Genomic DNA, 20,246 nt, shown 5'->3' on the forward strand with positions numbered 1-20,246 from the left:
AAAGAGTTACTGAGAAAGCTTGTCAATACGCTCTTTGTTGGCTGCTAGTGCTCGCTCATATTTTCCAGTTTCATTGGGATCGAAATAATTTTTACCCAGTAGCTTATCAGGAAGGTATTGCTGCTTGACCCACTTTTCAGGATAGGCATGTGGATAGAGGTAGCCCTGAGCATTGCCCAGCTCCTTGCTACCAGAGTAGTGCCCATCTCGCAAATGCCTTGGAATAGGCAGATTTCCAGACTTTCTCAGGTCTGCAAGAGCCGCATCCATAGCGACATAGGCAGAGTTTGACTTAGGCGATAGTGCCAAATCAATGACCACATTGGCAATCAGGATACGAGCTTCAGGAAAACCAATTTTCTGCGCAGCGTCCAGAGCGGTCACCGTATGTATCTGTGCCTCAGGATTAGCCAGCCCAATATCCTCATAGGCGATAACCGTCAGCCGTCTGGCCAGACTAGGCAGGTCGCCCGCCTCCACCAGTCTTGCTGCGTAGTGAAGACTAGCATTGACATCAGACCCACGAATAGACTTTTGGAGAGCCGACAGGACATCATAGTGCCCGTCGCCATCCTTATCCATGGTAATATAGCTACGCTGTAAGCTGTTTTCAACAGTATCCAGAGTGATATGGCGCTGCCTTTGCTCATTTTCTGGAGTGGACATAACAGCTAGATCTAATGAATTATAGGCAGAGCGCAGATCGCCATTAGTAGCTGTCGCAATAAAGTCACGAGCATCATCATCTAAGAGAACTTCAAAGAAAAAACCTCTTTCCTTATCATTGAGAGCTCGGTCAATGGCTTCCTTGATGTCATCATTGGACAATGGCTCTAGCTCAAAAATCTGCACTCGGGAGCGGATGGCTGGTGTGACTGAGAAAAAGGGATTTTCAGTGGTGGCACCAATCATAATAATATTGCCATTCTCCAGCAGAGGGAGGAGAAAATCCTGCTTGGTCTTATCTAGGCGGTGGATCTCATCCAATAACAGAACCAGTCCACCAGAAAATTTAGCTTCCTCGGCGATTTCCTGCAGGCGCTTTTTACTATCAACAGTGGCGTTGAAGGTCCGAAAGGCAAACTTGGTTGCCCCTGCGATAGCGCTAGCGATTGAGGTCTTCCCGATGCCGGGAGGACCGTAGAGAATCATGGAAGACAACATGTTGGCTTCCACCATGCGGCGAATAATCTTGCCCTCACCGACCAGGTGCTTCTGACCGATAATCTCAGAGATGTTGCGAGGACGCATGCGTAAGGCTAGGTTATCAGGCATAGTCGTCCTCCAAATCCTTGGCGAAAATGAGCCCGTCGACGTAGTTTCCGTCAATCTGAAAGGCCTTGGTCAAGCGAGCTTCCTCCTTGAAACCGTACTTTTGATAGAGGGAAATGGCTGTGCTGTTGCTGCCCATGACGTGCATGGCAGTCTTGGTGTAACCTTGAGCCTTAGCCTCAGTTAGCAGAGCTTTCAAGAGAGACTTGCCCAGACCCTGACCTTGGTAGGCTTCAGCGATGAGAATGCCAAAAGTGGCAACATGCTTGCCTGCTGGGAAGGGATAGTAGGGACCGAAGTCCAAGACGCCAGCGATTTTATCATCGACCTCAGCGACAAAGAAGGATATGCCATTTGCCAGATTCTTCTCCAAGTCTTTCTCAGTCCACTTTCGGTCATAGACAGGCGAGGTGAGAGCCGTCCAGCCAGTATTTTGTAAGGTCAGAACTGCCTCACGGTCGCAGTCCTGCATAGGTCTGATAATCATAACATGATACAAAGGGACGGTTCGGTTTACCGAAAATTTTCGTAAAGAAATAGGGAACTGACGAAGTGTCGTCAGACACTAGGAAGTTCATCTTTTCTTCTAGATCTTAGTCCCGTGTTCAAATCCTTTCTATTTTTTATGTAGAGTTTTTCTTAGCTGACTCTTTTAACACAATGTAAAGATAGTCTCAATGGTTAATCATTGAGACTATTGTAACATAAAGAGGGTAGGTTAAAGCAACGTATTATTTTTTGAACCTTGTTTGAAGCCAAGTATAGTTAGGGTTAAGCTAAGAAATCCTAAAAGACTGATGTTCCATGTTTCTGTGCTTCCTGTTTGAGGGAGCTTACTTTCCTGTGTTTGAGAGGAATCTTGTTTAACTTTTGTACCTAATGGACTAGTTGAAAGAGTGATGTTATTAGGGAGTTTTTCTTGATTATGATGGGAGAAACTTTCAGCTTGATAGCTAACTGTAATGGTTGGTTCTTCCGCTATATCTTGATTTTGTTTTCCGATTTCAATAACTTGATTGATAGTGTCTAGGATAATAGTAGAACGAAGAAGAACTCTCTTGTATTCTTTGCCAGCTTGATAGTAGACTCTATAGGTCTTTTCTTCTAGCCCATTTTGTCCTGGGATAATATGGATTTGACCTAGTGGAAGATCACTGTTATCAACATATTGGGTCTGATAAGTTAGAGTTACCGTTTCGGTAGTCTCTTTTTCTTGATAGTATGTTTTAAACAGTCCTCCCTCTTCAAAGATTTTTCCGAGTTGTAGGAGAAGGCGATCGTTGTTGGCTTTGCTATTGACCAAGATACCTAGAGGAAGCCCCTCATCAGTGACGTATGTCGGTAACGTTAAGGAAGGTGTTCCTGTAAGGTTTGCGAGCTGGGTAAAAGGTGTCAGGGTCCAAGCAGGCAACCATTGTTGGTAAATGAGGTCTAGTCTTTCTTCCTTAGTAAGTTGACTCATATCTTCCATAAGAGGTTTTAGATTTTCTGGAATATGGTTATAATCAGCGCTAGGAGCAGGATAGGCAGTTGTTGGTGTCAGAAAAATAGGATATGTTTCGTAAAATTGATTGAGCTGCTCGGTTAACTGAGCAACATGCTCCCAAGCCCTTTGTGTATCTGCTTTGCTGAGTGTTTTACCAGTTTGATATAGAGCCCATGTCAGAAGTTCGCTATCATCTTTTGTGAGTGAGTGTTTCAACTTTTGTTGAGCCATCAGATTGACACTGGTTGCACTGGCAGCAATGATAGTGTAGTAATCTTGCATCATAGCCTGCCCATCAATGGGGTAGTCAACTTGAATAGTCGTAAAACCAGCTTGTTGTAAAAAGGCAACTGCTTCTTCGACAGCCTTGACAGCATCTGGACTGATTGGTGTTCCAGCAGGTGTTTTAGTGGTGTAGGCTATGGGAATATCTGTTGTTAAAAGCTCTTGTGTCTGCAGTTCTTTTGAGGACTCTTTAAGTAGCGTTTCAAAGAGAGTACTTGTATCTTGTATATTTTTAGTAATGGCAAAGCTGCTGACATTGCTGGTGCTTGAGGCTGCATTACCTTCTAGGATTCCACGACTTGGGTGGAGTCCGACAAGTCCAGTCCATGAGGCAGGAATGCGAGTTGAGCCTCCACCATCTGAGGCGCTTGCGATAGCTACTTGGCCACTGGCAACAGCTGCCGCAGAACCTCCTGATGAACCTCCAGGATTGGCAGCCAGATTCCAAGGGTTATGAGTGACTCCGTAGAGATCTGAATTGGTAACGTTAATCCACCCCATTTCTGGAAAAGCTGTCTGTCCAATGACAATAAAACCAGCTTTCTGCAGCTGCTTAACGTAAGCACTTGTGCCCTTAGTGGTTTGATCTTTTAAGAAGACGAGCCCATTGGTGTTGCTGCTGCCTGAAATAGTATGACCTAGGCCTTTAAGGAGAATAGGAACTTTGAAAAAAGGTTGTCCTTCGTCGACCAAAGCATCACTTTCTTGTCTGGCTAATTCTTCACGAAGACTAATAACATCATTTAAATCAGGATTAGTTTCTTGGATGGCTTGTAGGGCAAAATCAATCAACTCTTGTCCACTGACACGATTATCTCTCACCCATTCAGCTAGCTGTGTAGCTGAAGCCTGCTTATAGTCATCGAGTGTAATCAGCTCTTGTTGACTTGATTGATCCTCCGTTAGGGTAGCAGTTGTTTGCTGCTCTGTAGAGCTATCTGTAGCCTCTCTTGCTTCTACACTAGGACTTGTCTCGCTGCTAGCTGGATTACTGATGACAGCTTGATTGCTAGTCTCAGTTTCTGTAGTGGGATTGGCTTCTGAGCTAGCAAGGGTTGGACTAGTCGTTTGAGTTGAAGTGGTAGTGCTAGCTTCTTGACTGATAGTAATACTAGTTTCACTAGTAACTGTAGTTTCCTCGTCAGCCTTGATATTGGGTGTTAGGACTGATAAGCCTGCTCCGATAATGAGACTTGTTAGAAGTATTTGTCTGGCATAGGATGGGGCTTGTCTGTGCTTATTTGTCATACTATTATTCCTCTTTTTCTAATCATCTCCCTAAGGATACGAAAACTATTTTACTAAAGTTGCTAAAAAAGAAAAAATAAAACGTTTCCAAACATTTCTGAACCCAGTATTATGGAAGTAATCATTAAATTCTGAGTTTAAAAAATGCTATAATAAAAAAGACTAAATAGAAAATAAGGATTTAAAATGGCTAAATTTGGATTTTTGTCTGTTCTGGAAGAAGAACTAGACAAGCACTTGAACTATGACTTTGCGATGGACTGGGACAAGAAGAACCACGCTCTTGAGGTGACCTTTGTCCTAGAGGCACAAAATAGCTCTGCGATTGAGACCGTGGACGACCAGGGAGAGACTAGTAGCGAGGACATCGTCTTTGAGGATTATGTGCTTTTCTACAACCCTGCCAAGTCTCGCTTTGATGCCGAGGACTATCTGGTGACCATCCCCTACGAGCCTAAGAAGGGTTTGTCGCGTGAGTTTCTGGCTTACTTTGCCCAGACCCTCAACGAGGTTGCCACAGAAGGGCTGAGCGACCTCATGGACTTCCTCTCAGATGACAGTATCGAAGAGTTCGGTCTTTCTTGGGATGCGGATGCTTTTGAAAATGGCAGAGCAGAACTGAAAGAGACAGACTTTTATCCTTATCCGAGATACTAGAGAGTATCGACTTTAGGTGCCCTGCTATGGAGAGAGGCAGTGTGACTAGAGACAACTAAGTGGAGCGTCGTTTGGAATCATATCAGAGGACTTCAACCATTATGACAAAAGAAAAGGCCCTTGTTTTAGCAGGTGATTACAAGTACATCAGATCAATTGAGACTACCTTGAAGTCAATCTGCTACCACAATAAAGAGCTCAGGATTTATATTTTTAACCAAGACATTCCCAAGGAGTGGTTTATCCACCACAGAAGACTTTTAAGGAGTCTAGGGTCTGATTTGGTGGATGTTAAACTTTTTGACCGACGATTTAATCAAAGCTGGACCATAGATCAGAATCTCTATCATATCAATCAGATGACCTTCGCTCGCTACTTTATTCCTGAGTATGTTTCAGAGGATAAGGTCCTCTACTTAGATAGTGATTTGTTGGTGACGGGAGACTTGTCTGGCTTCTTTAATCAAGATATCAATGATTATTATCTAGCAGCTTCACATGCAGCCTTTGGCTATGGTCATGGTTTCAATGCAGGTGTTATGTTAATCAATAACAAGCGCTGGAAGGCAGAGGGCATTTTTGAGCAGTTGATTCAGCTGACCAATCAGAAATATACCGAGGTGCCAGAGGGTGACCAGAGTATTTTAAATATGCTTTTGGGACACAATTACCTTGAGTTGCCACATGACTATAATTTTCAGATTGGTTATGATAGGGGCGCAGCTTATTATGGTCAAAGAGAGATTTTCCAGTTGCGTTTGGATCCTCTCCCTTTGATTCTCCACTATGTCTCTGATGACAAACCCTGGAATACCCATTCTTCTGGGCGTTTGAGAGAGGTTTGGTGGCAATATCACTTGATGGATTGGACACAGATTTTAGCCAAATGGGGCGTGCGCGTGCAGTCTCAGATGGCAGAAATTCCAAAGAAGCAGGCGCTTATTGTGACCAATACCGAATCATTGGAGGGTATCGAGTACCTTGCTCAGCAGTTAGAGGATGTGATCTTTCATATCGCAGCCTTCACGGATATGGGGCCAAATCTTAAGAGACTGGACCAGTATGAAAATGTCCTTCTTCACCCCAAGGTTATCGGTTATCTGCTGGAGGATTTGATTAAAGAGGTGGACGTCTACCTTGATATCAATTACGGCACTAAGTTCAAGGAAATTTTGGATTTGGTCCTAGCAGCTCAAAAGCCAATCTATGCCTTCAAATCTACTGTCAGTGACTTTTTGTTGGAATCAGACAGCTATCATCTTATCGAAAATCAAGCTATTGACAGATTGGTGACGATTTTAAAAGAGATGTGAGGGATAATATAGAAGTTTATATGGAATAATTTGGATAGGAAAATTATGAAACAAAGAGTGAAATTCTATAGTGCAAGTGATTTATCAATTTCTTTTTATTTTTCAAGAATGGAAGAGATTTTTTCTTTGTATATGAAACCCTCTGAGATACTTGGTGATTTTGCGGATGCTATTGAATTAGAGAATGCAATAAAGATTATTGAATCAGGAAGCTATAGTGTAAACTGGACAATGGAGTACCTTGATGAAATAAAATTTTCCATTCCAAATTTAAAGAAAATTTGTAAAAACTTTTTTGGTAAAGCATCGTCAGAGCTAATACAAGAGTATATGCTGCAATTAAAAGATGAATATGAGTACCGCGACGATTTTTTTGAAATTTTTTCGAAGTTCGATTATTCTTCCAAAATTCCAGAAGATCTCTTTGGTGAAATATTCTGGCAAAGTAGCTTATCTTTGAGATATCTGTTAAAAGGCAAATACTTCTTTAAAAGGTATCCAAATTTTATAAAAGAGACATTTTTATGTAAAGCTATTCATTTAGAGATTTTGTTAAGTAATTTTACTGACTTGAATACAGAAAATTATTTTATTCCTGATAACATATCTAAAGATGAATGGAACTTACTGTTAGAAGACTATATACATGATAGAGAATCAAATTTAAATTATTTAAGACTTTTGCTACGCCCAATAAGAGGTTTAGGGAAAGGATACTTTACGATAACAGATAAACAGAAGTTAGAAATACAAAATATTTCCAATGCTTTTAACGAAAATTTTGATAAATCAGACTTTGGGCCCCATGTTATATATGAAGTATATACTGATAAAGAAAATTACAAGCAGAAAAGTTTAGAGTATAAGAGCTTATCATCTTTAACGATGGCTGAGATGATAGATAAGAGTATTCTAAATAATATTATGAGATCTGCCGGTGAACAAGTTGATGAGCAGCTAACGTTATACATGATATCTTTAATTGATCGTATAAAGTTAGCTAGTTGTCAAGAATCCGAGGAGTTGTTTACTTATTTATCAAAAGATAGATTGATTTTTTCAGAGAAAAATATGCTACTACTACCAAGCTTTCCACACAAGGAAACGCTAGTAATTTCTAGTAGTATAGGGGTTTCTACAAAAAATTCATATAACTCTACGCAATATTTTCAAATTAAGCAACAACAGGTTAGTTGTCATATAATTGAATATCAAAGATTATTGAGAGAGTTTAATTCTAGCCTCGAAAAGATAGTTCATTGGTACTTCTCTGATTATTCATCAATGCTAGGGGTAAAATGGCTACCGTTTACTTTTTCGCCTGAAGATGATGCTATTGATAATAAAATTAGTACCATTTTTAAAAATGAGGAAAAAATTCGAAAACAGTATAAATTACTCATTGAAAATAGTGAGGTTGATCAGGAGTTATATAACCTTCAGGAAGTAACTCCTAGTTTTGAAAGTTTGCCAAGCTTCATTTCTAAAAAATATGCCTATGTGGCAGATAATCAGCAGATACAAAAAATACTAGAAATGCTATTTTCTGATCAATCCCATTTAATTTGTATTGATAAAAATAGATATGGTAAAACTCTAGTGGAACTTATTAATAGTCATATGGTAAAAAAAGGTGACTTTTTAAATTATCAGCAGGTTAATATTCAATTTTTAATAGATAATGGGATACTATCCGATGATGAAGACAAATTAAGTTTTGTTGATGATAAAGAAATTGAACTTTTAAAAGAATTATATTGGTTTAGCGATGTTAGTTATATTAATGCTAGTGATGATGAAAGGAAAATGTTGGATGAACTCTCTGACAAAGGGATGATAGAATTTGGGAGCAGCCTATTTTCAAGAAGTGAGTCAGACTATTTGAATTATTTAGTTAATAACAGTAAGTTTGACAATAGTTTGGGAGTAAGAAATAAGTATCAGCATGGCTCACCAGCATATAAAACCGAGCAACAGTATAATTTGGACTATTCAATAGCATTATTAATTCTAATTATATGTGTCGTTAAAATAAATGAAGAAATGATGTTAAAACAAACAATGGAAAAGAGGAACTCAAATGAACACATGGAATGAACTAACGGTTCACGTGAATCGTGAGGCAGAGGAAGCTGTCTCGAATTTATTGATTGAAACAGGTAGTCAGGGGGTTGCCATTAGCGACTCGGCTGACTATGTTGGACAGGAGGATCGTTTCGGCGAGCTTTATCCTGAGGTAGAGCAGTCTGATATGATTGCTATTACTGCCTACTATCCTGATACGCTTGATATTGAGGCGGTTAAGGCTGATTTGGCAGAGCGTTTGGCTGATTTTGAAGGCTTTGGTCTTGCGACTGGTAGCGTCAGCCTTGACAGTCAGGAATTGGTCGAAGAGGACTGGGCTGATAACTGGAAGAAATACTATGAGCCAGCTCGCATTACCCATGATTTGACCATCGTGCCGTCATGGACGGACTACGAGGCTAAGGCTGGTGAGAAAATCATCAAGCTAGATCCTGGTATGGCTTTTGGGACTGGGACTCACCCAACGACTAAGATGAGTCTTTTCGCTTTGGAGCAGGTGCTTCGTGGTGGTGAGACGGTTATCGATGTGGGGACTGGTTCTGGCGTTTTATCTATCGCTAGCTCCCTTTTGGGTGCCAAGGACATCTATGCCTATGATTTGGATGATGTTGCGGTGCGCGTGGCTCAGGAAAATATCGATATGAATCCTGGTACTGACAATATTCATGTGGCTGCTGGTGACCTGCTCAAAGGTGTCCAGCAAGAGGCGGATGTCATTGTTGCCAATATTTTGGCGGATATTTTGATTCATCTGACAGACGATGCCTACCGTTTGGTCAAGGATGAGGGTTATCTCATCATGTCTGGTATCATTTCTGAAAAATGGGACATGGTGCGTGAAAGTGCTGAAAAAGCTGGTTTCTTCCTTGAGACTCATATGGTTCAAGGTGAGTGGAATGCTTGTGTGTTCAAAAAGACAGATGATATTTCAGGAGTGATTGGCGGCTAATGCAACAGTATTTTGTAAATGGCAAAGCGAAACAGCAGGTGACTATTGAGGACAAGGACACCATCAAGCACATGTTTAACGTCATGCGTTTGACCGAGGGTGACGAGGTGGTTTTGGTCTTTGATGATGCCATCAAGCGTCTGGCAAAGGTAGTGGACAGCGCAGTTCATCAGTTTGAAGTCCTAGAAGAGCTAGATAGCAATGTTGAAATGCCAGTCCAAGTGACCATCGCATCAGGTTTTCCAAAGGGTGATAAGCTGGACTTGGTGACACAGAAAGCGACGGAGCTAGGTGCTGCAGCTATTTGGGCCTTTCCAGCAGACTGGTCAGTGGTCAAATGGGACGGTAAAAAGTTGGCCAAGAAAGAGGACAAGCTGGCAAAAATTGCTCTGGGCGCAGCAGAGCAGAGCAAACGTAATCGTCTTCCTCAGGTTCGTTTATTTGAGAAGAAGGCTGACTTTCAAGCAGAGCTTAACGGCTTCGATAAGATTTTTATCGCCTATGAAGAGTCTGCCAAGGAGGGTGAATTGTCAGCGCTAGCCCAGAACTTACAGACTGTAAAAGCAGGAGACAAGCTCCTCTTCATCTTCGGACCAGAAGGGGGCGTTTCTCCAAAAGAAATCGCAGCTTTCGAAGAGGCTGGAGCGATAAAAGTGGGCTTGGGACCACGTATCATGCGTACGGAAACAGCTCCACTCTATGCCTTGAGTGCCGTGAGCTTTGCGACAGAAATGATGAAATAAGAGAGGTTGGGAGTGAAGTCCCGCCTCTTTTATGGTCTCTTGGTTAGGGCTAGATTAAGAAAAAGTTTAGAAAAATTTAGGGTCTCTTTAAGGACCGATTGTCATACTAATAGTACCAAAAGGGAAAATGATGAAAGGTAAACGAAAGAAATATGAGACAACTAGCATTTAAAAAAGATAGTCAGACAAGAGGCCATGGGTCTATTAGAACAGCCAAATGGGCTAAGGGAGCTGTTGCCACACTCGGTTTAACTGTGGTTGTCGGCGCAAGTATGGGCATGGGTCAGTTGGTATCTGCAGATGAAACGACCAACACAACAGTCATTACCAGCACAACTCAATCAGATACAAGCGCTACAAGTAGTGATACCTCAAGTGACAGTACGACCAGCGATGAAGCAACTACTGTAACGACTGAAACAACTTCGACAACGACAGACCAGTCATCTGATACAACAAGCACTTCTGAGCAAACAACGACGCAAACCTCAGAAGCAACTAGTGAAGAGACAACCTCTTCGGAAGAAGCAGTAAGTGAGTCTACGACTGAGGAAACGACAAGTACTGACTCAACAACTTCTTCAGAGACAGCTAGTGAAACAGCAGCAACGACTAGCGAAACTGCTACTACGGTAACAACTGAAGAGGATACGACGACTGATTCTAGTTCGGATACTTCAGATACTTCTAGCGAAGTTGACAATGTCATCACTTTTTCAGATAGCACAGCAAGTACAAGTAGTGATTATGGTGTGACCATCTCTGGAACAACCATCACCATCACAGCAGCAGGAACTTATCAATTAACAGGAACTGGTTCAGGCTATACTATTACAGTAGCTGATGATGTGACAGATGCGGTCACTATTGAGCTAAATGGAGTTACCTTGGATGCGACAACTATCAGTGCCTTGACTGATTTGTACATTCAAATTTCAGAAGATAGTTCGATTTCATCAACAGCGACGACGATTGAAACGGCTGGTGCCCTCTATATTTCTAGCAAGAACAATAGCAAGCTATCCTTGACATCTAGCGAAGATCATACGATTGATGCGGATAGTGTGACCTTGGATGGCGCTAATCTTTCTTTAACTTCTACAGCTAAAGATGGTATCCATGCTGTCAGTCAAGTGACCATCACAGATTCAACCCTTTCGATTACAGCAGGTGACGATGGTATTCAGGTTGAGGATGAAACATCAGTCAATGGTGGAGACTTGACTATTACGGATTCTACCGTGACGGTTACATCATCGGATAAAGGGATTACCGTTAGCGATGCCTTGACCATTGATGGTGATTCTGTGGTGACTGTTACATCAGGCGACGAAGGATTCGAAGCTCGTCTAGTAACGATCAATAATGGTACAGTGACTATCGATGCAGGTGACGATGGTATCAATGCGACTGAATGGACAACCAAGGATGATGCGGACTTGTCTGAGTTGGTTGATAGCTCTGAAACCATTGAAAATGAAGTTGCTATTGTCATCAATGGTGGAACGGTCTACGTGGTAGCAGATGGTGACGGTCTTGATGCCAATGGGAATGTTACCGTTACTGGTGGTGAGGTCTATGTAACTCAAACTGGTGCTGATAATGCTGCTATCGACTATGATGGTACAGGTATTATTTCTGGTGGAACGGTCTGGGCTATTGGTAATCAAGGAATGGCACAAGCCTTTTCAACAGGTTCTAGTCAATCTTATATTATTGCCAATGTCTCAGGTTCTGCTGGAGATACCATTACAGTCACTGATAGTGATGGCAACGTCATTGCGACAACAACAGCAGCGGCAAGCTTTGGAAATGTCGTCTTTTCAACAGAAGCTTTGACATCAGGAACAAGCTATACCATTACCGTTTCTAGTGGTGCAAGCGCAACAGCAACCGCGACTCAAGAGACTTCAGAGACTACATTTGGTCCTGGCGGTATGGGAGGAATGACCCCACCATCAGGAGAAATGCCTTCTGATTTCAACCCAGAAGATTTCGCAGGCATGACGCCACCAGACTTCCCAGGTTCAGGAATGCCGACTGGCTCAGAAACCGCAACAAGCGAAGCCGCTACGTCAGATACAACAGTAACTTCAGAAGCAGCAACAAGTGAAACAACTGCATCAGACACGACAGTCACTTCAGAAGCAGCAACAAGCGAAGCCGCTACGTCAGATATCACAGCCACTTCAGAAGCAGCAACAAGTGAATCTACAACGTCAGATACGACAGCCACTTCAGAAACCGCAACAAGCGAAGCCGCTGCATCAGATACCACAGTAACTTCAGAAGTTGCAACGAGTGAAAGTCAAGCATCGGATAATGCAATAACATCCGAAACAGCAGACCAACCATTTTATCGTCCTACTGCAAGTAGACAAGGTCAAGGTAGACGAACTCCTGCTAGTCAGGTTAATGCATGGCAAGATAGAGGCGTATCATTTAGAGAAGGAAAGAATTTCCCAGCAATGGCAATTCCTTCTCAAGAGCGACCTCAACAGACTAGCAGTCAAGCGATCTATGATCAAATTACGTACAAGGCACTAAAAAACCGCAAAGGGTCTATCTATCAGATCCCACAATTGCCAGAAGGTGAGAATTGGATCAGTAGTCCTGTCTTCTCTATTCATTCTTTAGAAAATCCAAGACAGAGCTTTGGGCAACTATAAGCTTGTAATGAGAGAGAATCAATTTGATTCTCTCTCAGAATGTAGACAAACCCAACTTTCAACGGAATTGGATACAAAAGCTCTGCTTATTTAAAATAAATAACCTATTTCATGCGAGCGATAGCGAGCACCTCAAGATACTTCCGCCGTGATGAAAGTGTAAGAAATGCCTATATAGAAGCATTTCTTACACTCGGAATATTTGAGACTCTAGGCTCAAATATTAGTCATGGAATTCCGCAGGAAGTCGCTGACGTCCGACATCACTTAAGGAAAGTATCGAAAAAAGACTTTGTCTTCAACCAGGGAGAGAATCAATTTGATTCTCTCTTTTTTGTTTTAGTTGATTTAGAAAGAATCGTAAGGTCAAGAAAAACAGCTCTGTTTGGACTCTAAATATTGCTAGGCTGGTCCTTGTTAATTAAGGGAGGGCAAGTTGATGCTTCTGTTATCTTTCATTCCACTTTCATGAAAGCGCTTGAATAAACTTTGTAAAAATGCTATGCTAGAAACATTCTAAAGAGATGAAAGGAGCCATTGATGCCAACAATTAAAGATGTTGCGAGGTTAGCAGGAGTATCGCCATCGACGGCTTCTAGAGCCATGCATGATAATAAGATGATTAGCGAAGCGACCAAGGAGCGGGTGCGCAAGGCTATGGAAGAGTTGGATTACTCTCCCAACTATTCAGCTCAGAACTTGGTCAAGCGTGAGTCGAATACTATCGGAATTATCCTGCCTGTTCGTGAAAATCAGGATTCGCTAGGAAATAACCCCTTCTTCATGCAGATTATTCAGGGGATTACCAGTGTTTGCACGGAGAAAGATTACATGGTCAGTCTAGCTAGCGGGCGTAGCGATGAGGAGCTAATTAAAAATATTCAAACCTTGATTCGAAGTGGTAATATCAGAAAGTTCATCTTTCTTTATTCTAAAAAGGATGATCCTGCCTTTAGCTTTGTGCAAAAGGAGCAGGTGCCCTGCGTGGTTGTTGGTCAGGCTTATGGACCTGCCAATCAGGAGACCATGTTCGTGGATAATGACAACTTCCAAGCTGGTCAGGATGTCACTCAGTTTCTGCTAGACAGGCATTATCAAAACCTCCTTTTCCTCTACACGGATCTGGATGAGATGGTTGAGATGGAGCGGATCAAGGGCTATCTGGACCGTATGCAGTCCTTAGGGCTCAAGGCACTGAGCTTTCAGTTATCGCGGGTTGATGAGGCTAAGACTATGGCAGAGTTGCAGAGCTTTTTGCAGCAAAATCCCCAGATAGAAGCCATGATTTGTTGCGATGACGTGATTGCGGTGAGAACGCAGCGCATTCTAGAATGGTTGCAGTACAAGCCGTCAGACTTTGCCATGATCAGCTTCAATAACACCATGGTGACAGAGCTGGCAAAGCCTTCTCTAACATCTGTTGAAATTTTTCCTTTCCAATTAGGAGAAAAAGCAGCCAGCCTTCTACTGGAGAGAAATCTTAAAGGGCTCGATAAACCTTATTTTCTCCCCCATGAGATTATCGAAAGAGGCTCAACACCGTATTTGTAGTCCTCTAGGTTTGAGTAATTGTATGATTACTCAAATCAGTATGTAGACAGACCTAGTTTACAACAAAATTAAAAATCAAAGCTCTGCTTACTTCAAATGAATTTTCCGATTTATGCGAGCGGGAGTGCTAAGACAGTCTAGTAGACTGTCTTAGGCATTTACCTGATACTTCCGCCGTGATGAAAGTGTAAGAAATGCCTATTTAAAAGCATTTCTCACACTCAGAATATTTGAGAGTGAGACAGTCCAGTGGACTGTCTCAGGTCTGAGCCTTAAAACTAGAAAGCGAAGAGGCTCAAATGGAATTCCACTAATTCCTGAAATCATCCACTGGATAATTTCACCTGACGTCCGACATCACTTAAGGAAAGTATCGAAAAAAGACTTTGTCTTCAACCAGGTTTGAGTAATTGTATGATTACTCAATTTTTTTTATTTTATACTCAGAAAACGCTTTACAATATTTGAAAACATGATATAATAAGACTATCAAATTACGCAAACGTTTGCATTGTCGTTTGTGAAGGAGGGAAACATGAATAAACTGAAAGAAAAGTTCGGTTTTGAATTTTGGCAAAAATTCGGTAAATGTCTTATGGTTGTTATCGCTGTTATGCCTGCAGCGGGTCTTATGGTAAGTATCGGTAACTCATTGACATTGATTGATCCGAACAACACTTTGTTGGCAACAGTTGCCAATGTTATTGCGCAAATTGGTTGGGGTGTTATCAATAACCTTCATATCTTGTTTGCATTGGCAATCGGTGGTAACTGGGCTAAAGAGCGTGCTGGTGGTGCATTTGCAGCCGGTATCGCCTTCATCCTTATCAACTTGATTACAGGTCACGTTTACGGTGTGACACTTGATATGATCGCTGACGACAGCGCTACAGTCCACAATATTTTTGGTGGTTCAATGCTTGTCTCAGACTACTTCATCAATGTGCTTGGTCAACCAGCACTTAACATGGGTGTCTTTGTTGGTATCATCTCAGGTTTCGTTGGGGCAACAGCTTACAACAAATACTACAACTTCCGTAAACTTCCGGATGTGCTTTCATTCTTCAACGGAAAACGCTTCGTACCTTTCGTTGTTATCTACCGTTCAGCACTCGTTGGTTTGCTTATGGCACTTGTTTGGCCAGTTATCCAATCAGCTATCAACGGTTTTGGTATGTGGATTGCCTCATCACAAGACACAGCACCATTCTTTGCACCATTCCTTTACGGAACACTTGAACGTTTGCTTCTACCATTCGGTCTTCACCACATGTTGACAATCCCAATGAACTACACTCAATTGGGCGGTACCTACGAAATCTTGACAGGTGCTCAAGCTGGTAAGACAGTTCTTGGACAAGACCCACTCTGGTTGGCTTGGATTCAAGACTTGATTCATTTCAAACAAAGCGGTGACACAGCAGCTTACAATAACTTGCTTGAAACTGTAACGCCAGCCCGCTTTAAAGTTGGTCAAATGATCGGTTCATCAGGTACACTTATTGGTCTTGCGCTAGCTATGTACAAAAATGTTGATAGCGACAAGAAAAAACAATACAGTGCAATGTTCATCTCAACAATTGCAGCAACCCTATTGACAGGTGTTACTGAACCAATCGAATACATGTTCATGTTCGTTGCAATGCCACTTTACGTTGTATACGCAGTTATTCAAGGTATTACATTTGGTCTTGCAGATGTTATCAACCTTCGTGTTCACTCATTCGGTGATATCGAGCTCCTTACTCGTACACCAATGATTATCCAAGGTGGTCTCTTCATGGACTTGGTAAACTTCATCATTGCATGTATCGTTTCAGGTGCTGTAATGTACTTCATCGCCAACTTCATGATTAAGAAATTCAACTATGCAACTCCAGGTCGTAACGGTAACTACGATGACTTGGCTGCTGATGAAAATGCTGACGCTTTTGATGCAAATCCAGAAACAGCAGATGCTAACTCACAAGTTGTTAAAATCATCAACGCCCTTGGTGGTAAAGCTAACGTTGAAGACGTTGACGCATGTATGACTCGTCTTCGTGTCACTGTTAAAGATATCGATAAAGTCGCTTCAGAAGATGCTTGGAAGAAAATCGGTGCTATGGGACTTGTTCTTAAAGGGAACGGTGTTCAAGCTATCTACGGTCCTAAAGCAGACGTCCTTAAGTCAGATATTCAAGACTTGTTTGATTCTGGCGTAGCTATTCCAAAAGTAAGCCTAGCAGAAGAAACAGCTCAAGAAGCTGAAGAGAAAAACTTCCAAGGTTTGACAGAAGAAGCTGTCTCAGTTGCAGATGGTGTGGTTCTTCCAATCACTGAAGTTCACGATCCAGTCTTCTCACAAAAAATGATGGGTGATGGTTTCGCAGTTGAACCAGAAAACGGCAGTGTCTACTCTCCAGTTGCCGGTGTGGTTACAAGCGTCTTCCCAACCAAACATGCCCTAGGAATCTTGACTGACAATGGTCTTGAAGTTCTTGTCCACGTTGGTATTGATACTGTTGCCCTCAACGGTGCACCATTCTCAGCTAAGGTAGCTGAAGGTGACCGTGTCGCAGCAGGAGACCTCCTCTTGGTAGCAGATCTTGAAGCAATCAAATCAGCAGACCGTGAAACAACAATCATCGTTGCCTTCACAAACACAGCTGAAATCAAATCTGTAACCCTTACACAAACAGGACAAGTCGCAGCTAAAACAGCAGTTGCTAAAATTGAGATTTAGTAAAGAGAGATTTTTCGATACTTTCCTTAAGTGATGTCGGACGTCAGGTGAAATTATCCAGTGGATGATTTCAGGAATCAGTGGAATTCCATGACTAATATTTGAGTCTTAGGTCTCAAATATTCCGAGGGTTAGAAATACTTCTATAAAAGTATTTCTAACCCTTTCATCACAGCGGAAGTATCTAGTAAGACTCCAACAGCCTCTCTGAGACTGTTGGAGTACTCGCTATCGCTCGCAAAAATAGGTATTCTATTTTAAGTAAGCAGAGCTTTACTAATATTTTAAAAAATAAGTTTATCTATATTTTGAGAATTTGGGGTTATGCTCCAAATTCTTTGCTTATTGAGAAAGGAAAAGTCATGGTAAAATGCCTTAGTTTAAATACACACAGTTGGATGGAGGAGGATTTTGAGAACAAGTATGCTGCCCTTCTTGATAGACTCAAAAAGGAAGCCTATGATATTATCTGCCTTCAAGAGATTAACCAGCTGATGACTAGCCAAGAGGTGGCAAATCCTCTCAATTATGTTGCGCTAGCTGTCAATCCTCCTATTCATGAGGATAATTTTGCCCTCAAGCTGGTAACTGACTTGGCCAAGGCGGGTCTGACCTACCACTGGTCTTGGGCCTACAATCATATCGGCTATGACAAGTACCACGAAGGCGTTGCTCTGCTTAGCCTGACTGAGATCAGCCCTCGTGACATTCTGGTTTCCGATGTGGATGATGAGACAGACTACCACACACGTCGTCTCCTTTCAGTTGAGACGGTTTTGGGAAATAGCAGAGCTTCTTTCACTAGCCTTCATCTCTCTTGGTGGGATAAGGGTTTCCAAGGAGAGTGGCGAAAGCTCGAAGCTGCGCTTTCTGAGGAAGATTGTCCTCTGGTTTTGATGGGGGATTTCAACAATCCAACTGACCAAGAAGGTTATCAAGCTGTTCTTGCAAGTTCTCTCAAGCTGGCAGACAGTCATAAGATTGCGGCAGAAGTTTCAGGGGATTTCACTATTACAGCTGATATCGATGGCTGGGAAGGCAACAGCCAGCAGCTCAAGGTTGACCATGCCTTTGTCAGCCAAGGTATAACTCTTAAGTCTTCTAAGGTTATCTTTGATGGCGAAAACAGCCCAGTTGTCAGTGACCACTTCGGTTTGGAAATTGAATTGGAATTATAGATAGAAATTGACTAAGAGTCTAGACGGAGTTTCCAGGCTCTGAAGACAAAGTCTTTTTCTTGATACTTCCTTAAGTGATTTCGGACGTCAGGTGAAATTATCCAGTGGATGATTTCAGGAATCAGTGGAATTCCATTTGAGCCTCTTCACTTTCTAGTTTTAAGGCTCAGACCTGAGACAGTTCACTGGACTGTCTCACTCTCAAATATTCCGAGTGTAAGAAATGCTTTTATAAAGGCATTTCTTACACTTTTATCACGGCGGAAGTATCTTTTGGGGCTCGCTAACGCTCGCATGAAATCGGTCATTTATTTTAAGTAAGCAAAGCTTTGATTTTAAATTTTGTTGTAAACTAGGTTTGTCTACATTTTGAGAGTCTGGAAGAAGTTTCCAGGCTCTTTTTTGCTAGCGATATCAAATGGAGCAGTCTACAGATTGATGTTTCTTACAAATTTGTAAGATTACTGTTTTAAGCTGTAAGGTTAGCTCTGCTATTTTCCTGTAAACTAAAACCATAAGCAAAAGTAAGTGGGACGTCCCAAAGAATCAAGGCTAGGAAGTGAGGTTGAGTATGGGAAAGTTGCGGTATAGCTTGGTGATTGTTGGTCTGGTTTTCATATCGGTTTTGGCGGCTTGTTTTAGAAAGAAGAGTGGCAATGATTAAGAAAGTGAGTTTGTTGATAGCTGCTTTATTTCTTTTGACAGCTTGTCAGTCAACGGGTGTGACTTTTTCAAAGGACTATCAGGAGGTGACCTTTTCTGGGCAAACCTACCAGATAGATCAGCAGAAGGTTTCCCAGTCGGAGCTTGAGAAGTCGGTTAAAGCAGTCTATAAGTTGGTGATCAAGGATGAGACCAGTCTTGCCATCAATGGAATCTACGCTAGTAAGGAAGGGCTTGTTATTGGGATAGATGATGATTACTATCGCCTAGTGAAAGATAGCTCTAGTCCTTTGGATCTTGAGACCTTGCTTGAGGGTAAGTCTCATCAGCATTTTCAGATTTCAGATGAGGATTGTCATTTTCTTGTTTCTGATGAAAAAAAGTGGCAAATTTCTGATACAGTAGTAGGTGAGGAAAGCCTGACCGACTATGTTAGCAACTTGTCAGAAAGTCGCACCTTTGACAGTCAGACAGGAAAGGTCTTGACCAATGAGGACTTAAATCGGATTGACTGGGGTGGCAAGGATATTGCTGAGCGAGAAACTTGGTTTTACGGAGATATTTACCAGACGGCAGATGGCGGATTTGCCGTAGATATCAATGGCGCTTATCATCGTCTTATAGAAGATAAGGCCTAGGGTGCTAGGAAGAAAGAAAAGAGGAAAAAGATGTTATTAGAAATCAATCATTTAGAAAAGGTCTATCGTACGCGTTTTTCAAAAGAGGAGACCAGAGCTTTGCAGGATGTGGACTTCAAGGTTCAAGATGGTGAATTTATCGCGATCATGGGTGAATCAGGTTCTGGTAAGACGACCCTGCTCAATATCATTGCTACGCTGGACAAGCCTAGCAAGGGCTCAGTCTTGTTGGCAGGTAAAGATATCACAGGCATCAAGGAGCGTAAGCTGGCTGATTTTCGCTTAAAAAATCTTGGTTTTGTCTTTCAAGATTTCAATCTCTTAGATACCCTATCTATTCGTGACAATATTTTTCTACCCTTGGTATTGGCTCGTAAGAGTCATCATGAGATGGAGAGTCGTTTGCAGCAGCTTGCACCGAGTCTAGGTATTGAAGCAATCTTAAATAAACGTCCTTTTGAACTGTCTGGTGGTCAAAAGCAGCGCGTGGCAATTGCTCGAAGCCTGATTAGCAATCCCTTACTTCTTCTGGCAGATGAGCCAACGGCTGCGCTGGACTATCGTAATTCGGAAGACTTGCTTAGTCTTTTTGAAAGCATAAACGATGCAGGACAGACCATCCTCATGGTAACTCACTCAGCCAATGCGGCTAGTCATGCTAAACGTGTTCTGTTTATTAAAGATGGACGAATTTTCCACCAGATTTATCGTGGCAATAAGACCAACCAAGAGTTTAGCAAGGATATCTCCTTGACGATGACAGCCCTGTTAGGAGGTGACTAGG

Annotated in this window: 14 protein-coding genes; 11 read left to right on the top strand and 3 right to left on the bottom strand. The window is 42.0% G+C overall.

Features of this window, described 5'->3' with window-relative positions; translation table 11 throughout:
- Positions 1-6: 6 nt before the first annotated feature.
- The 3 genes from JOC28_RS02800 to JOC28_RS02810 all read right to left on the bottom strand — a co-directional run bounded on the left by JOC28_RS02800 (position 7) and on the right by JOC28_RS02810 (position 4,291).
- Positions 7-1,275, bottom strand: coding sequence for a replication-associated recombination protein A (locus JOC28_RS02800; RefSeq protein WP_205009126.1), 1,269 nt, complete (start codon positions 1,273-1,275; stop codon positions 7-9).
- The gene (locus tag JOC28_RS02805) at positions 1,268-1,759 is read right to left on the bottom strand and encodes a GNAT family N-acetyltransferase (RefSeq protein WP_205009127.1); all 492 of its coding nucleotides are present in this window, start codon (positions 1,757-1,759) and stop codon (positions 1,268-1,270) included. Before JOC28_RS02805 ends, JOC28_RS02800 begins: the two co-directional genes overlap by 8 nt.
- Positions 1,760-1,990: 231 nt before the next feature.
- Positions 1,991-4,291, bottom strand: a complete 2,301-nt coding sequence (locus tag JOC28_RS02810; RefSeq protein ID WP_205009128.1) for an amidase family protein — start codon at positions 4,289-4,291, stop codon at positions 1,991-1,993.
- 186 nt (positions 4,292-4,477) lie between these two features.
- On the opposite strand from JOC28_RS02810, the gene JOC28_RS02815 reads away from it, so the two are divergent.
- The 11 genes from JOC28_RS02815 to JOC28_RS02865 all read left to right on the top strand — a co-directional run bounded on the left by JOC28_RS02815 (position 4,478) and on the right by JOC28_RS02865 (position 20,245).
- Complete coding sequence (locus tag JOC28_RS02815) at positions 4,478-4,948, top strand: DUF3013 family protein (RefSeq protein WP_205009129.1); 471 nt, start codon at positions 4,478-4,480, stop codon at positions 4,946-4,948.
- A gap of 101 nt (positions 4,949-5,049) precedes the next feature.
- Entirely contained in the window at positions 5,050-6,261 is a 1,212-nt protein-coding gene (locus tag JOC28_RS02820; protein ID WP_205009130.1) for a glycosyltransferase family 8 protein, read from the top strand.
- A 45-nt stretch (positions 6,262-6,306) separates the two neighbouring features.
- Positions 6,307-8,358: a hypothetical protein gene (locus JOC28_RS02825; RefSeq protein ID WP_205009131.1), complete on the top strand. Its 2,052-nt coding sequence runs from the start codon at positions 6,307-6,309 to the stop codon at positions 8,356-8,358.
- The gene (gene prmA, locus JOC28_RS02830; RefSeq protein WP_205009132.1) at positions 8,342-9,295 is read left to right on the top strand and encodes a 50S ribosomal protein L11 methyltransferase; all 954 of its coding nucleotides are present in this window, start codon (positions 8,342-8,344) and stop codon (positions 9,293-9,295) included. Before JOC28_RS02825 ends, prmA begins: the two co-directional genes overlap by 17 nt.
- Positions 9,295-10,038: a 16S rRNA (uracil(1498)-N(3))-methyltransferase gene (locus JOC28_RS02835; protein WP_205009133.1), complete on the top strand. Its 744-nt coding sequence runs from the start codon at positions 9,295-9,297 to the stop codon at positions 10,036-10,038. The genes prmA and JOC28_RS02835 overlap by 1 nt, the downstream gene beginning before the upstream one ends.
- Before the next feature lie 152 nt (positions 10,039-10,190).
- Positions 10,191-12,707 carry a carbohydrate-binding domain-containing protein gene (locus JOC28_RS02840; RefSeq protein WP_239548823.1) on the top strand — a complete coding sequence of 839 codons (2,517 nt, stop codon included), beginning with the start codon at positions 10,191-10,193 and terminating at the stop codon, positions 12,705-12,707.
- A 540-nt stretch (positions 12,708-13,247) separates the two neighbouring features.
- Positions 13,248-14,258, top strand: coding sequence for a LacI family DNA-binding transcriptional regulator (locus JOC28_RS02845; protein ID WP_205009134.1), 1,011 nt, complete (start codon positions 13,248-13,250; stop codon positions 14,256-14,258).
- 535 nt (positions 14,259-14,793) lie between these two features.
- Entirely contained in the window at positions 14,794-16,983 is a 2,190-nt protein-coding gene (locus JOC28_RS02850; protein ID WP_205009135.1) for a PTS transporter subunit IIBC, read from the top strand.
- 362 nt (positions 16,984-17,345) lie between these two features.
- On the top strand, positions 17,346-18,161 hold the full coding sequence (locus JOC28_RS02855; RefSeq protein WP_205009136.1) for an endonuclease/exonuclease/phosphatase family protein: 816 nt from the start codon (positions 17,346-17,348) through the stop codon (positions 18,159-18,161).
- A gap of 656 nt (positions 18,162-18,817) precedes the next feature.
- The gene (locus JOC28_RS02860) at positions 18,818-19,462 is read left to right on the top strand and encodes a NisI/SpaI family lantibiotic immunity lipoprotein (RefSeq protein ID WP_205009137.1); all 645 of its coding nucleotides are present in this window, start codon (positions 18,818-18,820) and stop codon (positions 19,460-19,462) included.
- Between the two features lie 30 nt (positions 19,463-19,492).
- The gene (locus JOC28_RS02865) at positions 19,493-20,245 is read left to right on the top strand and encodes an ABC transporter ATP-binding protein (protein ID WP_205009138.1); all 753 of its coding nucleotides are present in this window, start codon (positions 19,493-19,495) and stop codon (positions 20,243-20,245) included.
- The last annotated feature ends 1 nt before the right edge of the window (position 20,246 follow it).

Origin of the sequence: Streptococcus loxodontisalivarius, assembly GCF_016908645.1 — a bacterium.
GTDB lineage: Bacteria > Bacillota > Bacilli > Lactobacillales > Streptococcaceae > Streptococcus > Streptococcus loxodontisalivarius.

Coding starts and splice junctions, on each gene's coding strand:
- JOC28_RS02845 (WP_205009134.1), top strand. CDS start 13,248: ATGCCAACAATTAAAGATGTTGCGAGGTTAGCAGGAGTATCGCCATCG.
- JOC28_RS02835 (WP_205009133.1), top strand. CDS start 9,295: ATGCAACAGTATTTTGTAAATGGCAAAGCGAAACAGCAGGTGACTATT.
- JOC28_RS02805 (WP_205009127.1), bottom strand. CDS start 1,759: ATGATTATCAGACCTATGCAGGACTGCGACCGTGAGGCAGTTCTGACC.
- JOC28_RS02855 (WP_205009136.1), top strand. CDS start 17,346: ATGGTAAAATGCCTTAGTTTAAATACACACAGTTGGATGGAGGAGGAT.
- JOC28_RS02860 (WP_205009137.1), top strand. CDS start 18,818: ATGATTAAGAAAGTGAGTTTGTTGATAGCTGCTTTATTTCTTTTGACA.
- prmA (WP_205009132.1), top strand. CDS start 8,342: ATGAACACATGGAATGAACTAACGGTTCACGTGAATCGTGAGGCAGAG.
- JOC28_RS02850 (WP_205009135.1), top strand. CDS start 14,794: ATGAATAAACTGAAAGAAAAGTTCGGTTTTGAATTTTGGCAAAAATTC.
- JOC28_RS02800 (WP_205009126.1), bottom strand. CDS start 1,275: ATGCCTGATAACCTAGCCTTACGCATGCGTCCTCGCAACATCTCTGAG.
- JOC28_RS02820 (WP_205009130.1), top strand. CDS start 5,050: ATGACAAAAGAAAAGGCCCTTGTTTTAGCAGGTGATTACAAGTACATC.
- JOC28_RS02810 (WP_205009128.1), bottom strand. CDS start 4,291: ATGACAAATAAGCACAGACAAGCCCCATCCTATGCCAGACAAATACTT.
- JOC28_RS02825 (WP_205009131.1), top strand. CDS start 6,307: ATGAAACAAAGAGTGAAATTCTATAGTGCAAGTGATTTATCAATTTCT.
- JOC28_RS02840 (WP_239548823.1), top strand. CDS start 10,191: ATGAGACAACTAGCATTTAAAAAAGATAGTCAGACAAGAGGCCATGGG.
- JOC28_RS02815 (WP_205009129.1), top strand. CDS start 4,478: ATGGCTAAATTTGGATTTTTGTCTGTTCTGGAAGAAGAACTAGACAAG.
- JOC28_RS02865 (WP_205009138.1), top strand. CDS start 19,493: ATGTTATTAGAAATCAATCATTTAGAAAAGGTCTATCGTACGCGTTTT.